21 protein-coding genes are annotated in these 19,756 nt (G+C 71.2%); 19 read left to right on the top strand and 2 right to left on the bottom strand.

The features are described 5' to 3' along the window. Positions 1 to 58 precede the first annotated feature (58 nt). The 11 genes from ABIA35_RS19960 to ABIA35_RS19910 all read left to right on the top strand — a co-directional run bounded on the left by ABIA35_RS19960 (position 59) and on the right by ABIA35_RS19910 (position 10,888). A complete protein-coding gene (locus tag ABIA35_RS19960) occupies positions 59 to 988 on the top strand; it encodes a Ppx/GppA family phosphatase (RefSeq protein ID WP_370335776.1) in 930 nt (309 codons plus the stop codon). A gap of 5 nt (positions 989 to 993) precedes the next feature. Next, positions 994 to 1,911, top strand: coding sequence for a sugar phosphate isomerase/epimerase family protein (locus tag ABIA35_RS19955; RefSeq protein WP_370335774.1), 918 nt, complete (start codon positions 994 to 996; stop codon positions 1,909 to 1,911). 17 nt (positions 1,912 to 1,928) lie between these two features. After that, entirely contained in the window at positions 1,929 to 2,693 is a 765-nt protein-coding gene (locus ABIA35_RS19950; protein ID WP_370358860.1) for a class I SAM-dependent methyltransferase, read from the top strand. 120 nt (positions 2,694 to 2,813) lie between these two features. Further along, positions 2,814 to 3,743: a proline dehydrogenase family protein gene (locus ABIA35_RS19945; RefSeq protein WP_370335771.1), complete on the top strand. Its 930-nt coding sequence runs from the start codon at positions 2,814 to 2,816 to the stop codon at positions 3,741 to 3,743. A 73-nt stretch (positions 3,744 to 3,816) separates the two neighbouring features. Further along, a complete protein-coding gene (proC, locus tag ABIA35_RS19940) occupies positions 3,817 to 4,623 on the top strand; it encodes a pyrroline-5-carboxylate reductase (protein ID WP_370335769.1) in 807 nt (268 codons plus the stop codon). Between the two features lie 99 nt (positions 4,624 to 4,722). After that, on the top strand, positions 4,723 to 5,244 hold the full coding sequence (locus ABIA35_RS19935; protein ID WP_370335767.1) for a SigE family RNA polymerase sigma factor: 522 nt from the start codon (positions 4,723 to 4,725) through the stop codon (positions 5,242 to 5,244). After that, entirely contained in the window at positions 5,244 to 6,170 is a 927-nt protein-coding gene (locus tag ABIA35_RS19930; protein WP_370358859.1) for a hypothetical protein, read from the top strand. Before ABIA35_RS19935 ends, ABIA35_RS19930 begins: the two co-directional genes overlap by 1 nt. Before the next feature lie 67 nt (positions 6,171 to 6,237). Continuing rightward, positions 6,238 to 7,695 carry a CoA transferase gene (locus ABIA35_RS19925; protein WP_370358858.1) on the top strand — a complete coding sequence of 486 codons (1,458 nt, stop codon included), beginning with the start codon at positions 6,238 to 6,240 and terminating at the stop codon, positions 7,693 to 7,695. A gap of 126 nt (positions 7,696 to 7,821) precedes the next feature. Then, entirely contained in the window at positions 7,822 to 9,453 is a 1,632-nt protein-coding gene (locus tag ABIA35_RS19920) for a purple acid phosphatase family protein (protein WP_370358857.1), read from the top strand. Between the two features lie 54 nt (positions 9,454 to 9,507). Beyond that, complete coding sequence (locus ABIA35_RS19915) at positions 9,508 to 9,966, top strand: YbjN domain-containing protein (protein ID WP_370358856.1); 459 nt, start codon at positions 9,508 to 9,510, stop codon at positions 9,964 to 9,966. Between the two features lie 4 nt (positions 9,967 to 9,970). Then, positions 9,971 to 10,888, top strand: coding sequence for a S1C family serine protease (locus tag ABIA35_RS19910; RefSeq protein ID WP_370358855.1), 918 nt, complete (start codon positions 9,971 to 9,973; stop codon positions 10,886 to 10,888). A 110-nt stretch (positions 10,889 to 10,998) separates the two neighbouring features. On the opposite strand, the gene ABIA35_RS19905 is transcribed toward ABIA35_RS19910, so the two are convergent. Both ABIA35_RS19905 and ABIA35_RS19900 read right to left on the bottom strand, forming a co-directional pair. After that, on the bottom strand, positions 10,999 to 12,150 hold the full coding sequence (locus tag ABIA35_RS19905) for an SPFH domain-containing protein (protein ID WP_370335756.1): 1,152 nt from the start codon (positions 12,148 to 12,150) through the stop codon (positions 10,999 to 11,001). Between the two features lie 37 nt (positions 12,151 to 12,187). Further along, positions 12,188 to 12,439, bottom strand: a complete 252-nt coding sequence (locus tag ABIA35_RS19900) for a hypothetical protein (RefSeq protein WP_370335754.1) — start codon at positions 12,437 to 12,439, stop codon at positions 12,188 to 12,190. Positions 12,440 to 12,510: 71 nt separating this feature from the next. On the opposite strand from ABIA35_RS19900, the gene ABIA35_RS19895 reads away from it, so the two are divergent. The 8 genes from ABIA35_RS19895 (at position 12,511) to ABIA35_RS19860 (ending at position 19,756) form a co-directional block, all read left to right on the top strand. After that, entirely contained in the window at positions 12,511 to 13,758 is a 1,248-nt protein-coding gene (locus ABIA35_RS19895; RefSeq protein WP_370358854.1) for an MFS transporter, read from the top strand. A gap of 104 nt (positions 13,759 to 13,862) precedes the next feature. Beyond that, complete coding sequence (locus tag ABIA35_RS19890; RefSeq protein ID WP_370358853.1) at positions 13,863 to 15,143, top strand: efflux RND transporter periplasmic adaptor subunit; 1,281 nt, start codon at positions 13,863 to 13,865, stop codon at positions 15,141 to 15,143. 3 nt (positions 15,144 to 15,146) lie between these two features. Next, positions 15,147 to 15,923 (top strand): ABC transporter ATP-binding protein, encoded by a 777-nt coding sequence (locus tag ABIA35_RS19885; protein ID WP_370358852.1) that lies wholly within the window; start codon positions 15,147 to 15,149, stop codon positions 15,921 to 15,923. Further along, the gene (locus ABIA35_RS19880; protein WP_370335747.1) at positions 15,920 to 17,104 is read left to right on the top strand and encodes an ABC transporter permease; all 1,185 of its coding nucleotides are present in this window, start codon (positions 15,920 to 15,922) and stop codon (positions 17,102 to 17,104) included. Before ABIA35_RS19885 ends, ABIA35_RS19880 begins: the two co-directional genes overlap by 4 nt. Positions 17,105 to 17,170: 66 nt before the next feature. Next, positions 17,171 to 17,968 (top strand): phosphatase, encoded by a 798-nt coding sequence (locus ABIA35_RS19875; protein ID WP_370358851.1) that lies wholly within the window; start codon positions 17,171 to 17,173, stop codon positions 17,966 to 17,968. 295 nt (positions 17,969 to 18,263) lie between these two features. Then, positions 18,264 to 18,488, top strand: coding sequence for a helix-turn-helix domain-containing protein (locus tag ABIA35_RS19870; protein ID WP_370336474.1), 225 nt, complete (start codon positions 18,264 to 18,266; stop codon positions 18,486 to 18,488). Positions 18,489 to 18,636: 148 nt separating this feature from the next. Continuing rightward, complete coding sequence (locus tag ABIA35_RS19865) at positions 18,637 to 18,738, top strand: 30S ribosomal protein bS22 (RefSeq protein ID WP_015796886.1); 102 nt, start codon at positions 18,637 to 18,639, stop codon at positions 18,736 to 18,738. A gap of 31 nt (positions 18,739 to 18,769) precedes the next feature. Further along, a complete protein-coding gene (locus tag ABIA35_RS19860; protein WP_370335744.1) occupies positions 18,770 to 19,756 on the top strand; it encodes an NAD-dependent epimerase/dehydratase family protein in 987 nt (328 codons plus the stop codon).

Below are 19,756 nucleotides of genomic sequence, written 5' to 3'. Positions count from 1 at the left end.
GCACAAGCCTACGCGGTCGGCGCGCTCGGCCGTGGGAGGCCGGGTAACCTATCGCGATATGCGCCTCGGAGTGTTGGACGTCGGATCGAACACGGTCCACTTACTGCTGCTGGACGCGCACGCCGGCGCCCATCCCATCCCGGCCTTCTCGCACAAGGTCGAGCTGCACCTGTCCCAGCTCACCGACGACCGCGGGGCCATCGTCCCCAGCGGTATCGAGCGCCTGTGCTACGTCGTCGCGCACGCCCTGCGGGTGGCCGAGGACAAGGGCGCCGAGGAGATGCTCGCCTTCGCCACCTCCGCGGTCCGCGAGGCCGCCAACGGCGACGAGGTGCTGGCCAAGGTGCGCGAGGAGACCGGGGTCGCGCTGGAGGTGCTGCCGGGCCCGGACGAGGCGAAGCTGACCTTCCTGGCCGTGCGCCGCTGGTTCGGCTGGTCCGCCGGCCGGCTGCTGGTCCTGGACATCGGCGGCGGCTCGCTGGAGATCGCGGTGGGCCTGGACGAGCTGCCGGACGTCATGGAGTCCCTGCCGCTGGGCGCCTCGCGCCTGACCCACGACCGCCTCAAGGGCGATCCGGCCGGCCCCGACCAGATCCGGGAGCTGCGCCGCTACGTGCGCCACGAGATCGCCAAGGGCGTCTCCCGGGTGGCCCGGGCCGGCCGCCCGGACCGCGTGGTGATCACCTCCAAGACCTTCCGAACGCTGGCCCGGATCGCCGGCGCCGCGCCCTCGGCGCAGGGCCTGTACGCGCCGCGCTCGCTGCGCGCCCGGGACCTGACCGAGTGGGTGCCGCGGCTGTCGCAGATGTCCGCGGCCCAGCGCGCCGGGCTCCCCGGGGTGTCCCCGGGCCGGGCCGGGCAGCTGCTGGCCGGCGCGGTGGTCGCCGACGCCGCGTTCGACCTGTTCAACGTGGAGGTCGCCGACCTGTGCCCGTGGGCGCTGCGCGAAGGCGTCATCCTCCGGCGGCTGGACACCCTTGTAAGCTGAGCGGCGTGACCTTCAGGACCGACAGCACCGGGACGACGGAGCAGGTCACCACACCGAAGGTGGGCCTGTCGACGTCGTCGGTCTACCCCGAGTCCACGCGCTACGCCTTCGACGTGGCCAACCGGCTCGGCTACGACGGCGTCGAGGTCATGGTCTCCATCGACCCGGCGAGCCAGCACCCGGACAAGATCCTGGAGTACGTCGACGAGTACCAGATGCCGGTGCTGTCGATCCACGCCCCGACGCTGTTCTGGCTGAACCTGAAGCGGGTCTGGGGCTCGGACCCGTGGGAGAAGCTCAAGAAGTCCCGCGAGGCCGCCGAGCGGGTCGGCGCCAAGGTCGTCGTGGTGCACCCGCCGTTCCGCTGGCAGCAGCCCTACGCCGAGGAGTTCGCCGAGGGCATCAAGCGGCTGAATCAGGAGTCGGAGGTCCGGTTCGCGGTCGAGAACATGTACCCGTGGCGGGCCTCCACCCCCGACATCTTCGGCCGCCTCCCGCGGATCAAGATGCCGCGGATGGAGCGCGAGGGCGAGGCCTACTTCCCCGGCTGGGACCCCACCGAGACCGGCTTCGAGCACTACGTCCTGGACCTGTCGCACACCGCGACCGCCCGCAACGACGCGATGGCGATGTACGAGCGCATGGGCGACAAGCTCGTCCACCTGCACCTGGCCGACGGCACCGGGCAGAACAAGGACGAGCACCTGGTGCCCGGCCGCGGCTCGCAGCCCTGCCAGGAGGTCCTGGAGCGCATCGCGCGCCGCGGGCTGGCCGGCGCCGTCGTGCTGGAGGTGAGTACTCGGCGCGCGGAGACCGATCTGCAGCGCGAGGAGGACCTCCGCGAATCCCTGGTCTTCGCCCGGCGCGCTCTGGCGAGCGTGCGGGAGGAGGCGGAGCCGCGGGCTCTGCCGGTGTCCGAATAACGCCTAGGGGAGTTCCATTGGCCGAGTCATCGAAGTTCGACACCCTGGTATCCGCCTACGCCAAGTCCCGACCGACGTATCCCGCGGAGATCTTCGACTCGTTGCAGGAGTTCTCCGGGCGCGCGCTGTCCGGGGCCCGCGTGGCCGACGTCGGTGCCGGGACCGGCATCGCCGCGCGCCAGCTCCAGGAGCGCGGCGCGGCGGTGACCGCGGTCGAGCTGTCCGAACCGATGCTGCGGCAGCTGGTCTCGCAGTCGCCGGGAGTCGGCGCGGTCATGGGCAGCGCCAACGCGCTGCCGCTGCGGGCGGAGTCCGTCGACTTCGTGACCTTCGCGCAGGCCTGGCACTGGGTGGACCCGGATCTCGCGGTCCCGGAGGTCATCAGAGTCCTCAAGCCCGGGGGCGCGCTGGCCTGTTTCTGGAACATGCCGACCGCCGACGCGTCCTGGCGCCTGGGCTACAACGACCGGATCAGGGAGCTGATCGGCGGCGAGCCGGACTACGGCAACGACAGCACCGCGCTGGACCAGGAACCGCGGATCGAGCTGGGGAGCCGGTGGTCGCACCTGCCGGTGGAGGTCTTCCAGACGCACTGGTCCCGCCCGGTCCCGCTGGAGGACCGGATCACGAACATCATGTCGCGGTCGTACGCGAGCGAGGTCGAGCCGGAGCGGATGGCGGAGTTCCTGGACGCCGAGCGCGCGATCCTGCTGGGCCACTTCCCGGACGGGATGGTGGTCGAGGAGTACACGACGTGGCTCGGAGTGGTGCGGCGGCCGTAGCGGCCGCCTCTGAGCCGTCCGGCCCACGGGGTACCCCGCGCGGCTCACCGACTCAGCCGCCTCATCGATCTGGTCCTAGGCTTGCCCTGCTGGGTACCAACCTGTCGAGGAGGCTCTGCGGTGTTGCGTCGGACGTTGCTGGCGGCGGCGGGCAGTGATCGCACCCGTACCCTGGTCGAGCGCTCCCCGGGGTCGCGCCAGGTGGTGAAGCGCTACGTCGCCGGTCCGGCCACCGACGACGCCGTCGCCGTGGCCGACGCCCTGATCGAGGACGGCCTGCTGGCCACCCTGGACCATCTGGGCGAGGACACGACCGACTCCAACCAGGCGATCCTGGTCAAGGAGGCCTACCTGCTCCTGCTGGAGCGGCTGGCGGCGGCGGGCCTGACGCCGCACGCCGAGGTGTCGGTGAAGCTCTCGGCGGTCGGCCAGTCCCTGAGCAACGACGGCGAGAAGATAGCGCTCGAGCACGCGCACGCCATCTGCGAGGGCGCACAGCGCGCCGGCACCACGGTGACCTTCGACATGGAGGACCACACCACCACCGACTCGACCCTGAAGATAGTGTCCGAGCTGCGGCGGGACTATCCGACGGCGGGCCTGTGCCTGCAGGCCTACCTGCGGCGCACCGAGGCCGACTGCAAGGACTTCGCGGCCTCCGGGTCGCGGGTCCGGCTGGTCAAGGGCGCCTATCGCGAGCCGGAGTCGGTGGCGTACCAGGACACGCACGAGGTGGACCTGTCCTTCGTCCGCTGCATGCGCACCCTGATGGCCGGCGAGGGCTACCCGATGCTGGCCACCCACGACCCGCGGCTGATCGAGATCGGCGGCGCGCTGGCCGTGCGCAACGGCCGGGGCATCGGCAGCTACGAGTTCCAGATGCTCTTCGGCGTCCGGCCGCACGAACAGAAGCGCCTGGCCTCCGCCGGCGAACGCATGCGGGTGTACGTGCCGTACGGGAGCGAGTGGTACGGCTACCTCATGCGACGATTGGCGGAGCGTCCGGCGAACCTCGGCTTCTTCGCCCGGTCGCTGCTCTCGAAAGACTGAGCCAGCCTGAGCCAGCCTGAGCCAGACCGAGCCGCCCGAGCCCTTCGTGGCGGATGTGAGGAGACCGGACCCCATGAGCCAGCGCGTCGCCGTCCTCGGCACCGGAAAGATCGGCGAGGCCCTGGTCTCGGGCCTGCTGCGGGCCGGGAAACCGGCGTCCGAGGTGCTGGTGACGGCCCGCCGCCCGGACCGCGCGGCGGCGCTGAGGGCGGCCTACGGGGTCGACGCGGTGAGCAACGCCGAGGCGGCGGCCAAGGCCGACACCCTGATCCTCATGGTCAAGCCGCAGGACATGGCCGCGCTGCTGGAGGAACTGGCCCCGCACGTCCCGGTCGGCCGCCTGGTCGTCACCGGCGCGGCGGGCATCACCACCCACTTCATCGCCTCCCGCCTGGCCGAGGGCGTCCCGGTGGTCCGGGTCATGACCAACACCCCGGTCCTGGTGGACGAGGCCATGTCGGCGATCTCGGCCGGCGCCCACGCCACCGAGGAGCACCTGGTCCGCACGGAGCAGATCTTCGCCCCGGTCGGCAAGACCATCCGGGTCCCGGAGGCCCAGCAGGACGCCGTGACGGCCCTGTCCGGCTCGGGACCGGCGTACTTCTACTACCTCGTCGAGGCCATGACCGACGCCGGCATCCTGCTCGGCCTGCCCCGCGCCGCCGCCCACGACCTGATCGTGCAGGCCGCCATCGGCGCCGCGGTGATGCTGCGCGACTCCGGCGAGCACCCGGTGAAGCTGCGCGAGGCGGTCACCTCCCCGGCCGGCACCACCATCTCGGCCATCCGCACCATGGAGGACCACGGGGTGCGCGCGGCGATGATCGCGGCCCTGGAGGCCGCTCGGGACCGGTCGCGGGAGCTGGCTTCGGGGGCGTGAGGCCCGCGCTGGAAAACTTCGCGCCGGAAAGCTTCGCGCCGGCGATGCAGCGTCGAGGGTGAGTCGCTCCGTCCTACCACCAGAAGGGGAGGACGGACGATGCGAGCTTCTGCCGAGGCGGAGTACAAGAACTACGTCACAGCGCGTTCTCACGCGCTGTGGCACACCGCGTTCCTGTTGTGCGGCGACGCGCATCAGGCCGAGGACGTGGTGCAGACGGCTTTGCTGAAGCTGTACGTGGCCTGGCACCGGGTCGAGCGTGCCGAGAACCGCGACGCGTACGTGCGCCGCGTCCTGGTGCGCTGCGTCATCGACGAGAAGCGCCGCGGCTGGCGCCGCGAGCGCTCGGTGGCGTCGGTGCCGGAATCGTCGGCGCCGGAAGGCCCGGACATCGGGGAGCGGGACGCCGTTCTCCAGGCCCTGGCCCATCTGGCGCCGCGCCAACGGGCCACTTTGGTCCTCCGGTTCTGGGAGGACCTCTCCATCGAGCAGACCGCGGATCTGCTCGGCTGCTCACCCGGCACCGTCCGTTCACAGACCGCGCGAGGGCTGGCCACCCTGCGCGGGATCCTCCTCGACCAGCAGGCGACGGCCCTGGGCCGCGTGGAGAAGGAGTTCTGATGACAGAGTTCGAAGACAAGGCCGACCACAGCGCCGACGAGGACGGCTCGCAGGCCCGCGAACTGTTCGCGCGCACGGTGGTCCCAGCCCACCCCGGGCTGGCGTTCACCGCCGACGATCTGGTGGCCGGCGGCCGGCGCCGGGTGCGGCGCCGGAGGGTGGCCGCGATCGTGGGGAGCACGGCCTCCGTCGTGGTGGTGGCGGTCGCGGCGACGGCGTTCGCCGGGGGCGGGGGATCCGGGACGGCGGCCGTGGTGCCGGCGGCTTCGATGGTGACGTCGAGTCCGCGGCCCGCGCCATCCACGACCAGCACCGCCAAACCGCCTCTGACGGACGACGAGCGGACGCTCGCTGAGCGGAAGCTGGCCGCCGCGGTCTTCGCCGAGATGGCCGGCAAGCTCGATCCCGGTGGGAAGCACCTCACACCCATGGGTGCGCGCGTCGGCAAGGAGGGCGCCTTCGCGCCGAACACCGGGGTGTGCATTGCGAAGACGAAGCTCCAGGTTTCCTATGGCCTCACCATGGACTGGACGGCCACCGGCCAGAATCCCTTTCCCCGCCCCGCGGACGCCACCTCGCCGTACGTGCAGGTGACGGTCGAGGTGTTCGCCCCCGGGAAGAACGTGGACCAGTTCGGCGCCTCCGAAGGCTGGGGCCCGCTCACGAGGACCTCCCTGGCGGACGGCTCCGTGGTCGAGACCGGTACGAAGGCCGGAGGGCACGGGGTGCAGGCGGTCCGGATCATGAGCAACGGCCAGCAGATCCTCGTCTTCGCCTTGGACGGCTCTACCACTCCGGACGACAAGACCCTGCCGACGAACCCGTTCCCGTTCACCGCCGCGCAGCTGGGCGGGATCGTGGGCGGCGTGTCACTGCCGCTGCCCTTCGCGGACGGCTTCCAGCCCCACACCTCGTGTGGTCCCTGACACATTCGCCCTTTCCGGCGGCGGCTCGCGTGTCCTTCGCGCGGGCCGCCGCTTTACGGTGGAGAGCATGGATGATCTCGGTCTGCCGTCGGTGTTCCGGGTGGGGGAGTTCGCGGCGTGGGCGGTGACCGCCGCGCACACGCAGGCGGCCGCGTACTTCGCGACCCGCAACGGCCTACAGACCATGCCGCGGGTGACGGTCGGCACGCGCGAAGCGGCGATCGCCTTCCGCAGCGAGCGCTACCTGCGGATGGACGGCGAGGCCGCGTTCGAGTGGGCCCCCCTGTCCGGCGACTACGAGACGGCCGACGGCTGGCTGCGGCTGCACTGCAACTTCGACCACCACGCGGAGATCGCGTGCCGGGTCCTCGGAGCGCCCCAGGACCGGGCAGCGGTCGAGGCCGCGGTCCGCCGCCGCGGCCGGTTCGAGCTGGAGGACGCGATCGCCGAGGCCGGCGGCGTCGCGGCGGCGATGCGGACCCGGCAGGAGTGGCTGGCGCATCCGCACAGCGCGGCGGTCGCGGCGCGGCCGGTGGTGGCGATGACGCCGCTGGCCGGCGACGGGGTGTTCGCGGCGGAGTGCGGGATTGTGGGTGCTCGCTCTGGCGCCGACGCTACTGGCGCTCGCTCCGGCGCTGGTGTAGCTGATGGCGTTGGTGCCGCTGGAGTTGGTGCTGCTGGTGGTGCTGGCTACGGCTCTGGCGCTGCTGGTGCTGCTGCTGGCCGGGTGTTCGCCACCGAGCCCGGAACTCCCGCAGCCGCCGCCAGTCCCCGCCCGCTGTCCGGCATCCGCGTGCTCGACCTGACCCGCATCATCGCCGGTCCCAACGCTGGCCGTGTGCTGGCCGGCTATGGCGCCGACGTCACCATGGTCCGCTCGCCGGTGCTGCCGACCATTCGCGGTCTGGATCTGGACCTGAACTTCGGCAAGGCCCTGCGTTTCCTCGACCTGCGTTCCGGCGCGGGCCGCTCTGCCTTCCTCGACCTGGTCCGGGGCGCCGATGTCGTGCTCCAGTCCTACCGGCCCGGTGCGCTGGCCGGGCTCGGGCTGGGGCCCGCCGAGTTGGCGGCGGTCAATCCGGGTCTCGTCCATGTCTCCATCTCCGCTTACGGCTCCGGCGGTCCGTGGGGTGGGCGCCGGGGTTTCGACTCGCTGGTGCAGATGGCTGTCGGGATCGCGGAGGAGGGGATGCGCGCCGGGGGTGCCGAGCGTCCGGTGCCGTTGCCCGCGCAGGTGTTGGACCACGGGGCCGGGTGGCTCGCGGCGGCCGGGGCCGTCGAGGCGTTGCGGCGGGGTGGGGGACTGGCGGTCGATGTGAGTCTGGCCGGGGTCGGGCACGCGCTGGACGCTCTTGGCCGTCTCGATCCGGCTGTCGGCTTGGCGGTGCCCGATCCGGCGCTGTCAGATGTCGACGACTTGTTGCTGCGCAGCCAGAGCGGTGCTGGAACGCTGGCCCATGTGCGTTTTCCCGGGAGTGTGGCAGGGGCCGAACTCGGCTGGTCGGGGCCGCCTCCGCACGGGTGATCGCCGGCCGCTGACCGTGGGCCGTTGACCGTTGACCGTTGACCGTGGGCCGGACGGGCGAATCTTCGTCCGGCGCTCACCGCGCGTTCACCCGGCGGAGTCAGCCTCCTGGCTAGCGTCCCCGGCATGACTGATCGGATGCCCGTCGACCGTCGTACCGCCCTGATCGCCGCCGGGACCGCCGGCGCCGCCGTCGTCGCCGCCCCGGTGCTCGCCTCGCCGGCCGCCGCCGCCGAGGCCCCGGCCGCCGCGGGCCAGGCGCTCGCCGCTCCGGCCGCCCAGGCCCCCGCCGCCACCGGCTCCCCGCTCCTGCTCACCACGCCCGGCGCGCTCGGCGCCCCGCCGGTCGACGGCCTGCACCTGACGTTCGGCGCGGATCCGTCGCGCGAGATGTACGCGTCGTGGACCACCACGGCGCCGGTGCAGCGTCCGCGGGTCCGCTTCGGCACCGTCGAGGGCGGCCACGGCGACACCGTCCAGGCCGAGACCCGCACGTACACCGACGGCGCCTCGGGCCGCGAGGTCTACGTCCACCACGCGCACATCGGCGACCTGCGCCCGGACTCGACGTACATCTACAGCGCCCTGCACGACGGCGTCCTGCCGGACTCGGCGGCGTTCCGCACCGCGCCGTCGGGCCGCCGGCCGTTCACCTTCACCAGCTTCGGCGACCAGGCCACCCCCGGCACCACGTGGTCGCCGGCCACCGGCGGGGGCTTCAGCTCGGTCGCGGCGACCATCGCCAGCCCCGCGGCCGCCGACGTGGTCGGCGGCATCGAGCAGGTCGCGCCGCTGTTCCACCTGCTCAACGGCGACCTGTGCTACGCCAACATCAACCCGGACCGCCTGCGCACCTGGGACTCGTTCTTCCAGAACAACACCCGCTCGGCCCGCTTCCGCCCCTGGATGCCGGCCGCCGGCAACCACGAGAACGAGAAGGGCAACGGCCCGCTGGGCTTCTCCTCCTTCCAGACCCGCTTCGCCCTCCCGTCCAACGGCGAGGACCCGGAGTTCGCAGGCCTCTGGTACGCCTTCACCGTCGGCTCGGTCCGCTTCGTCGTCCTGCAGAACGACGACGTGGCCCTGCAGGACGGCGGCGACACCTACGTCAGCGGCTACAGCGCCGGCCGCCAGTGTGCCTGGCTGGAGCGCACCCTGAAGGCGGCGCGCGCCAACAAGGGGATCGACTGGATCGTCGTCTGCATGCACCAGGTGATGATCTCCAGCTCCGACGCCAACGGGGCCGACATCGGCATCCGCGAGCAGTGGGGCCCGCTGTTCGACAAGTACGAGGTGGACCTGGTCGTCTGCGGCCACGAGCACGACTACGAGCGCTCCCACCCGATCCGCGGCGTGGTCTCCGGCAGCCAGACCCTCACCCCCAACCCGGTGGCCACCGACACCAGCCAGATCGACACCTCGAAGGGCACCGTCCACATGGTGCTCGGCGGCGGCGGCACCTCCAGCCCCACCAACCAGAAGTTCTTCGCCGGCAGCAAGGCGAAGGTCCTGATGGGGGTCGGCGCGGTCGGGTCGAACGGCAAGAAGACGCCGACGTACGTCTTCGAGGACGCCCCTTGGATCGGCGTCCGGGACGAGGAGCACCCGTACGGCTTCGCCGCGTTCGACGTGGACCCGGGGACGCACGCGGGCGGGCTGACGCGGATCCACGTCACGTACTACACGGTCGGGCAGCCGGACGGGAAGATCGCGCCGCTGGAGACGTTCACGCTGAGCCGCAAGCGGAGCGACTGCTGAACGTTCGTTGAGGCTGCGGCCGGGCCGGATCGCTGTTTTCCCTACAGTCTGCGCATGGCGAACGTAGAGATGATCCGCGCTTTCATAGCGCGGGTCCTGGAGGACGGCGGTCTGGTCGACGGCCGCGCCGAGCCCGACTCGGACGGCGACTACCAGCTCCGGCACGGCAGTGCCCTGTACTGGGTGTCCGCGGGCCAGGCCGACGACGGCTTCGGCCTGGTGCAGGTCTTCGGCATCGTGCTGGAGGACGTGCCGCTGTCCAAGAAACTGCTGATGGCGGTCAACGAGATCAACCACGACTACCTGTGGGTCCGCTGCTACTGGCAGCAGGGCCGGCTGGCCGTGGCCCGCGACCTGGCCGCCGACATGCTCACCCCCGAGTTGCTGACCTCGGCCTGCGCGCAGATCGGCCGCATCGCCGACGAGTACGACGGCCGGCTCAAGGAACTGGTCGGCGCCGGCCACACCTTCTTCGAGGACGATCTCGGCGACGACGACTCGGTGGAGGTCTGAGGCGGTGAGCGCGATCTCGGCGATGGCCGCGTTCAGCGGCGGGCTGGCGGACCTGATCGAGCAGGTGATGCCGAACGCCGTGGCGATCCGGGGCGACCAGGGCGCGGACTCCTGGACCGCGGGCTCCGGATTCGTCCTGGACGACGCCTGCCACGTCGTCACCAACAACCACGTCGTGGACCAGCCCGACGGGTTCACCTGGACCGCGGCCATCCACGGCTATCCCACCCAGCCGATCCGGATCCTGGGCCGCGACCCGCTGACCGATCTGGCCGTGGTCGAGCTCTCCGAGCCGCACGAGTCGGCGCTGGTCCTGCGCGACCGCCCGGTCCGCCTCGGCGAGTTCGTCCTGGCGCTGGGCAACCCGCTCGGCGACTACCCGGAGTCGGTCTCGGTGGGCATCGTCAGCGGCCTGTCCCGCCAGCTCCAGGCGGCCCAGCACGAACGCCCGCTGCAACGCCTGATCCAGACCGACGCCGCGGTGAACCCCGGCAACTCCGGCGGCCCGCTGGTCGACCTGGACGGCACGGTGGTCGGCGTCAACACCATGATCCGCGACGACGCCCAGGGCATGGCCTTCGCGGTCCCGGCCGCGACCGTGGCCCGCGTCGTCCCGCAGCTGATCGCCGAGGGCCGCGTCGTCCGCTCCGCACTCGGCATCGCGGTGCACACCCGCGACGCCGAGGTGGACGGCCGCACCGCCAAGCGCGAGATCGTGACCCGGGTGCGCGACGCCGACAGCCCCTTCCAACCCGGCGACGTGGTGATCAGCCTGGCCGGGCAGGGGATCGACGGCCACGCCGCGCTGTTCGACCTGCTCGACGCCGCGCTGATCGGCAAGCAGACGCCGGTCGAGGTGGTGCGGGACGGCAAGCGGGTGGCTTTCGATGTGGTGCCGGGGCGGTTGGAGGAGCGGAAGTAGCCAAGCGCGGGGCCACACAGCCGTAGCCGGCGGCGCGACAAAGCCCCCTGACCCGTCGGCCCGAACATCTCGGGCTGTCGACTCGGGGGGCTTGCGCGAGCTCCCGGCGGTTACTTCCCGTTCTCGATCTGCACCCGCTCGACCACCTGCGGCTTCGCACCCCTGTCCTTCATGGCGCCGTCCTCGTCGCCGATGCCCTTCTTCACCGAGTCCAGGATGGCCAGGCCCTGGCCGACCAGGCCGGCGGCGATCTCGGACAGGCCGTCGGCGCCGTTCAGGACGTTGATGTTCGCGCCGTTCAGGCCGGCGGCGGCCTTCTCGACGATCAGCGGGAGCTGGTCGATGATCATGCGGTCCAGGGCCACGCGGTCGTAGCTGGCGGCGGCCTCGGCCTGGACGCGCATGCGCTCGGCGTCGGCGGCGGCGGTGATGCGGACGCGCTCGGCCTCGGCCTCGGCGGGCTTGACCACTTCGGCGACCAGCTGCTGCTGGCGGAGCTCGGCGTTGCGCTGGGCCAGCTCGGTCTGGGCCATCAGCACCTCCTGCTGGGCCCTGGCCGCGGACAGCGGGCCGGCCTGGGCCGCTATGGCCTGCGCCTGGTCGACTTCGGCCTTGTACTTGGCCTGCACGATCGCGGTCTGGCGGGCGTACTCGGCCTTGTTGCGCTCGGCCTCCTGCTGCGCCTCGACCGAGGCCTGGGTGGCCTGGGCCTGGGCGATCTGGGCCTGGCGCTGGATGGCGGCCTTGTGCGGAGCGGCCATGGCGTCGATGTAGCCGGTCTTCATGTCGTCGATCGACATGATCTGCAGCGAGTCCACGGTCAGGCCGATCTTGCCCATCTCCGACTTGGAGGTGTCCAGGACCTCCTCGGCCAGCTTCTGGCGCTCGGTGACGATCTCCTCCACCGTCATCGAGCCGATGATCGAGCGCAGGTGGCCGGCGAAGATGCGGGCGGTCAGTGTCGACATCTGGTTCTGGTCGGACAGGAACCGCTGGCCGGCGTTGACGATGCTCTCGTTGTCGTTGCCGACCTTGAAGGCGATGACCGCTGTCACGGTCAGGGCGATGCCCTGCTTGGTCACGCAGGTCTCGGAGACCTCGGCCTCCTGCATGGACAGCGTCAGGAACCGGGTCTTGCGGAACACCGGCAGGATGAACTTGCCGTGGCCGGTGACGACTCGGAACGGCGCCCCGCCCTGCCCCCGGCGGCCGCCGGAGATGAGCATCGCCTGGTCAGGGGCGGGCACTCTGTAGCCGAACATGGTGGTCAGCCTTCTTCCCGTGAGCTGAGATGGATGTTCACAGCCTGTCCAGTTCGTCCAACGGGTCGGTGGCTTCGGGGAACTCGATGACGTCGACCGCACGCTCTCCGCGGGATTCCACGACCAGTACCCGGGTGCCCTTCGGCAGCGGCTGCTCCGACCAGGCCAGAAAGGCCTCGGTACCGCCCCGAACCCGCACTACCGCCTCGCCGGGCCCCCCTTGGCCGCGTGTACCGACGTGCAGGACCCCCACGCATCCGATGACCGCTTCGTCTGGCACTTTCCGCACGTTACACCCGTGCCCGCGCCCAGGGCACGCAACCCCTTCCCATCGAAGATCACGTCGCCTACGCTGCGGGCATGCCGCAGGTAGAGCCGGGCGGGCTGACCCGGAACCGGATAGCCACCTTCGTCTTCTTCGGCGTGCAGGGCTTCGCCTTCTCCCTGCTGACCTCGAAGGTGTCGGTCATCCAGAAACAGCTGCACGTCGACGACGGCACGCTGTCCATCATGCTCGCGCTGGTCCCGATCCTGGCCGGCGTCGGCTCGGTCCTGGCGGGCCTGGCCATGCGCTGGACGACCTCGGCCGCGGTCCTGCGGATCGCCGAGCCGACGGTGGTCGGCATCCTGGTGGTCGTCCCGCATACGAGGAACCTCTACCAGGCGATCCCGGTCCTGATGATCTTCGGGCTGGCGGTGGGCGCGGCCGACGCCACCATGAACATGCAGGCCTGCGGGCTGGAGCGGCGCTACGGCCGGTCGATCATCCTGGCCTTCTTCGCGCTGTGGGCGGCCGGCGCCATCGTCGGCTCGGGCTGGGGCGCCCTGGGCTCGGCGGCCGGCTGGCACCTGAGCCTGACCTACCTGGTGGCCGCGGTGGTCGGCGTCGCGGCGACCCTCTACGCCGGCCCGATGCTGCTGAAGAACCTGCGCGACGAGACGATCGTCAAGGACGCCGACGGCAGGCTGCCCCACGTCCCCTGGCGCCCGATGCTCCTGCTCTGCGTCGTCATGACCCTGGCCTACATCGGCGAGTCCAGTGTCACCGCAGCCGGCAGCGATTACCTCACCAAGGGCCTGAAGTCCTCCGACACCTTCGGCGGCCTGGTGGTCGGCGCCTACACCCTGGGCCAGGTGCTCGGCCGGTTCCGCGGCGACCTGGCGGTGCAGCGGGGCGGCAGCGTCAAGGTGGTGCGGGCCGGCGCCGTCATCTGCGTCGCCGGGTTCGCGATCGTGGTCGGCGCGACGGGCCCGTACATGGCGCTCGCCGGGTTCCTGATCGCCGGCTTCGGCCTGTCCCCGCTGGTGCCGGTGGCCTTCACGGCGGCCTACGCCAACGACCCGACCGGCTCCGGGGTGGCGGTCGCGCGGATCAACGTCTTCAACTACCTGGGCTTCCTGCTCGGCGCCCCGCTGGTGACCGGCCTGTGGGGCGCGGGCGTCAGCCACCGCGAGGGCATGGCCGTCCCGATGGTGATGATCGCTGTGATCGTCCTGCTGGCCTACGCCTTCGATCCGCGGCGCGCGCCGGTCCACCCCGCCGCCGCCGGCGGGCAGCCGACCCCGGCCGTGGGCGGCGTGGAAACGGTACCTACATTGGGGACGTGACCAAACGTGGCACGGCAATAGCGGGGTCGGTTCTCAGTTCTTTACTCGTCGCCGGATTGAGCGCCTGCGGGAGCGGCGCTCCTTCCGGGATCACCAAAGCGCCGGTGGCGTACGGTCCGGTCACCCAGGTAGTGGAGGCTCCCGCAAGCGTCACGCCGAAAGCGCAGATCACGGTGGACGCGACAGCCGGCGGCTCCATCGCGCAGCTGATGGTCGCCGACGGCCAGCACGTCACCGCCGGCCAGACCCTGCTGAAGATCGACTCGCCGGACGCGCAGGCCCAGCTGAACGCGGCGAAGGCGGCGGACGCCCAGGCCGCGGCGCAGGGCAAGAAGTCCTCCGGCGGCGGCAGCGTCCTGGACTTCTCCCAGTCGGAGGCGGACGCCGACGCGAACGCCGAGAAGGCCTTCGACGCCGCGCAGGCCACCGCCAACCAGATCGCGGATCCGGCGATCAAGGCCTCGATCCTGAGCCAGATCACCAGCGCGCGGAATCAGTACGCCACAGCGTCCTCCGATGTCCGGACCACTATCGCGAACTTCAATAACGGGATCGCCTCCGCGTCCGACGTAGTGGGTTCCCTTAGCGATGCACAACGGACTCAGACACAGGCCGCGGTCGCTATAGCGCAGAAGACAGTGGACTCCCTCACTATCAAGGCCTCCATATCCGGGGACATATCCCTGCGCAGCGGGGTCGGCGGGGCCAGTGCCTCCGGAGTGGACGTCTCCTCCCTGCTGTCCCAGCTCGGCGGGAACCTCGGCTCGCTGGCCGGCGCCGCCGGGGGATCCCTCGGATCCGCCGCGTCCGGCGGCGGGAGCTCCGACCCGGGGGACGACACCGTGATCTCCCAGGGGTCCCCCGTGGACTCCGGGGCCCCGCTGCTGGTCATCACCGACTCCTCGACCCTGACCGTGACCGCGCAGGTCGACGAGACCTCCATCCTCCAGGTCACCCCGGGCGTCACCGCCGACGTGCAGCTGGACGCCGTCCCCGACGGCGACTACCCGGGGACCGTCATCTCCATCGACAGCCAGGGCCAGTCCTCCAGCCGGGGCGGCGTGACATACCGGGTGCGGCTCTCGCTGGGGGCTGGAACGCTCGGCGACGGCTCTGCGGCCCCGGTCCCGCGCCCCGGGATGAGCGCCGTGGCCGACCTCCAGGTCGCGAACAAGCCACACGTGCTCGCGGTGCCGGCGGCGGCCATCGTGCACGACGGCAACCAGGACACCGTGTGGCTGGTGACCTCGGGCAAGGCGCACAAGCACGTGGTCCGGCTCGGCGCGCAGGGCGACACCACGGTGGAGGTCTCCTCCGGGCTGAGCGCGGGGGACGTGATCGTCACTTCGGGGGCCGACAAGGTCCACGACGGGCAGAAGCTCTAGGGCATGGCCGAAATCGAGGCGGTCGACGTCACTCGGTCGTACAACATGGACGGCGTCTCCGTGGACGCTCTGCGCGGCGTCTCCCTGACCATCGAAGAGGGCGACTACGCAGCGATCATCGGACCGTCGGGCTCCGGGAAGTCCACGCTGATGCACCTGCTCGGCTGCCTGGACCGGCCGACCTCCGGCACGCTGCTGGTCCGGGGGCGCGATGTCGGCACGCTGGACGACAGCGAACTGGCCGAACTCAGGAACCAGACGATCGGGTTCGTCTTCCAGTCGTTCCAGCTTCTGGCACGCACTACCGCTCTGGACAACGTCGCTCTACCGCTCGTCTATAGAGGAGTACGCAGGGCGGAGCGCAGAAGGCGCGCAGCCGAGGCACTGGAGGCTGTGAACCTGGGGCACCGCACAGGGCACCGGCCCACGCAGATGTCCGGCGGAGAACAGCAGCGCGTCGCTATAGCGCGAGCGCTAGTAGGGGAACCCGCACTACTTCTAGCGGACGAACCCACAGGGAACCTCGACACCGTCAACGGCGATGAGGTGATGGGGATCCTGGAACGGCTCAACAAGGAACGCGGAGTCGCGGTCGTCCTGGTGACCCACGAGGCTGACATCGCGGCGCGCGCCCGGAGGATCGTCCGAGTGAGGGATGGCCTTATAGAAGGCACAGCGGGCACAGCGGGCACAGCGGGCACAGAGGGCACAGAGGGCACAGCGGGCACAGCGGGCACAGAGGGCACAGAGGGCACAGCGGAAGCACCGGAGTCCTCATGAGAGTCACAGAATCCTTCCGCGTCGCCTTCGACGCCCTGCGCGCCAACCGCCTGCGCTCCCTGCTGACCATGCTCGGCGTGGTGATCGGGGTCGCCGCGGTGGTGGTCCTGGTCGCGATCGGCGGCGGCGCGAAGCAGCTGGTCACCTCCGAGGTGGAGGGCCTGGGCTCGAACATCGTGTTCGTCGCGCCCGGCAAGTTCCAGCTAGGCACCTCCCCGGCCATCTCCCGGCTCCAGCTCTCCGACGCCGACTACCTGGACCGGGTGCTCGGCCGGCCCGACGCCGTCGCCGTCTCCCTGGCCTCGGCCGAGAACCTGCGTGCCGGGACCAACACGTTCTACGCGACGGTGCAGGGGACCACGGCGAACGTCGTCGATGTCTTCGACCGGCCGGTCGCCGAGGGCCGGTACGTCTCCAAGGCGGACATCGCCACAGCGCGCCGGGTGATCGTCCTGGGCCCCGACGCCGCCGCGGCGCTGTTCCCGAACGCCGATCCCATCGGCCGCCAGGTGGACATGGGCGGCGTCGAGTTCCGGGTGATCGGGCTCTTCCAGCCCAAGGGCGGTGCCTTCGGCCTGAGCCCGGACAGCGAGGTGCACATCCCGGTCACCGCCGCGCAGCGGCTGTTCGGCATGCAGACCATCTCCGGCTTCGCCACCAAGGCCGACAGCCCCGGCGACGTCGACGCCACCGGCGCCAAAATGGTCGACGCCCTGAAACAGAAGTACCGGGGCGACGAGTTCACCGCGGTGTCCCAGACCGAGATCCTGGGCACCATCGGCAAGATCCTGTCGCTGCTCACCCTGGTGCTCGCCGCGATCGCCGGCATCTCGCTGCTGGTCGGCGGGGTCGGGGTGTCCAACATCATGCTGGTCTCGGTCCGGGAGCGGACCAAGGAGATCGGGCTGCGCAAGGCGCTCGGCGCGCGGCAGCGCGACATCCTCTCGCAGTTCCTCTTGGAGGCCGTGATGCTGACGAGCATCGGCGGCGTCATCGGGATCGGGCTCGGTATAGGCGCGTCCTACATATTGTCCGCCTTCACGCCGCTGCCCGCGGTGCTGGCGTGGTGGTCGATCGTGCTGGCGTTCGGGGTGTCCGCCGCGGTGGGGGTGTTCTTCGGGGTGATGCCCGCGCGGCGGGCCGGGAGGCTCGATCCGGTTGTGGCGTTGCGGACCGAGTAGACGCTGTACATGTGATGTAGGCACAACGAGCGGCGGCGGTATGCGTCCCCGGGTTATTTTCTCCCTATGACCGCCGCTCCCACTCGCGACGAACTCCGGGACCACCTGCTGACGCACCGCATCGCCGGCGCTGTGGCGACTCCGCGGGAGGACAACCTCCGTAAGTACGCGATGTTCGCCGAGAGGGACCCGTATCACCTGTTCGGACTGGAGCCGGAGCGGGTGTGGACGCAGGGCGACGTCGTCAAGCTGATGGCCGACCGCGCCGGGGTGTCGGCGGACCCGAAGTACCGCTCGGGCCAGGACCACATCGACGTCGACCTCACGCTGGACGGCCTGGACCGGTTCGCCGACCGGCTGGGTCTGGCGGGCCGGCGGCGCCAGCGGGTCCTGCTTGCCACCGGGCATCCCAGCACCCTGCTGGCCGTGCACCTGGCCTTCGCCGCCGGGCTGCGCGAGGCCGGGTGCGAGGTGATAGAGGCCGGCGCCGGCTGGTCGTATCAGGCCTCGGCGCAGGTCGGGCGCAAGCGCCGGTCGATCGCCTACTTCGGCGGGGTCGGGGTGACGGCCGAGGGCGGATCGCTGGTGCACACGCACTCCGCGCGTCCCATCCGGGCCGCGCTGGCCTCGCTGGCCGGGGACGGCGAGCCGCTGCCGGACCTGGTGGTCGCCGACCACGGCTGGTGCGGCGGGGCGGGCCAGGCCGGGATCGACGCGATCGGGTTCGCCGACTCCAACGACCCGGCGCTGTTCGTCGGGGAGGCCGAGGGCGTGGTGCAGGTGGCCGTGCCGCTCGACGACGGCATCGCGCCCCGGCACTACACGCCTATGTCACGGTACGTACTCGCCCGGGCCGGGCTGTGAGGCTGTCTCGGGGCGCCTGACGCGCCCTTCGGACGGCTGAAGGTGCCGGAGGGCGTCTGGGGCGCTTGCTGAGGCGCTTTCTGAGGCGCTTGAGGACGGCTGAATCGGGACGCGCCGGGGCGAGCCGGAGCGCTTCGGGGCGCCGGGAGTCGCTCCGGAGCGTGAGTGACTGGTCGCAGCAGGTCACCACGTCACCCCAGGGGTAACAGTCCGCAAATCACACGAATGCCGCATCCTCTTCCCCATATGTATCATCCACCCCTATCCTCATAACATGGCTTCTGAGATATCCGACATGCACGGGAGCGCTCGCACGGGCGGCGACGCCGCGCGGCTCTCCGAGGTCAAGTTCCTCACGGTCGCCGAAGTCGCCCAGGTCATGCGGGTGTCCAAGATGACGGTGTACCGCCTGGTGCACAGCGGGGAACTACCCGCGGTCCGCGTGGGCCGCTCCTTCCGGGTCCCTGAACAAGCCGTGCAGGAATACCTGCGCGACGCCTACGTGGCGGACTCTCTTTAGAGCCCCGAAACCTTCTGCCGGGCTTGCGCCCGGGGTCCGCGGGACCCCGTGCCGACCCCGTGCCGACGGGCGTTTGGTCGCGGGACCGGACGACCAGGTACTCTGGGCCAGTCGCGAATCCCTGTCACAAGTGAGCGAGGGCACCCGAGTGGGCTCAGTCATCAAGAAGCGCCGTAAGCGTATGGCCAAGAAGAAGCACCGCAAGCTGCTCAAGAAGACGCGCATCCAGCGTCGCAACAAGAAGAAGTAGCGCCGGCGCGTCGGGGGGTTTGGCCGCGACGATGGCAGGTGCGGGTCGGACTCAGGCGGACGGGAAGCCGTCCGGCGGCCGCCGCGTGCTCGTGATCGGTGCGGACAGCCGTCTGGGACGGTCCGTCGTGGAGGCCCTGCGCGAGCAAGGCCGTGTCCGCTTCGTCGCGGGCGCCGACGGGGCCGACGCCTCCGGCTCCCCCGCGATCGCCCGCCTCATCGCGGGCACGGACCCCGACACGGTGGTCCACCTGGGCCTGGAGCCCCGGCCCTCGCGTGCCGGCGGCCGGGCGGCGATGAAGGAACGCAACGTCATCGGGACCATGCAACTGCTGGCCGCCGCCTCCCGGGCGCCGGGTCTGAAGCGGCTGGTCGTCAAGTCCAGCGGCGCGGTCTACGGTTGCGCACCCCGCGACCCGGCCCTGTTCGCCGAGGACACACCCCCGCACCTGCCGCCGACGTCCGGCTACGGCAAGGACGTGGCAGAGGCCGAGGGGTACGTCCGCGGTTTCGCACGGCGCCGCCCCGACGTGGCGGTGTCCGTGTTGCGCTTCGCGCCGTTCGCCGGTCCCGGTGTGGCCTCCCCGCTGCTGGACTACCTCACTTTGCCGGTGGTGCCCACGGTGCTGGGCTTCGACCCGCGCCTGCAGTTCGTGCACATCGACGACGCGGTCCGGGCCCTGGTGCTGGCCACGCTGGGCGGGCACCCGGGCACCTACAACGTGGCCGGCGACGGCGCCATGCCGCTGTCCCAGATCACCCGCCGCCTGGGCCGTCCGACCATCCCGGTGCTGTCCTTCGGCGCCGGCTTCTTCGGCGGCGTGATCCGCCGGACCGGCATCGTCGACTTCACCCCCGACCAGGTGGCGATGGTCCGCTACGGCCGGGTCCTGGACACCGCGCGGGTGAAGGAACGCCTGGGCTGGGAGCCGGGGCACACCACCGCGGACGCGCTGCGGGCGCACGCCGAGGGCGCCGGGCTGAAGCCGGTCGTGCCCGGCTGGACGAAGGGGTACTGA

The sequence above is a fragment of the Catenulispora sp. MAP12-49 genome (assembly GCF_041262705.1).
GTDB lineage: Bacteria > Actinomycetota > Actinomycetes > Streptomycetales > Catenulisporaceae > Catenulispora.
This window is presented reverse-complemented; position numbering and strand designations above follow the sequence as displayed.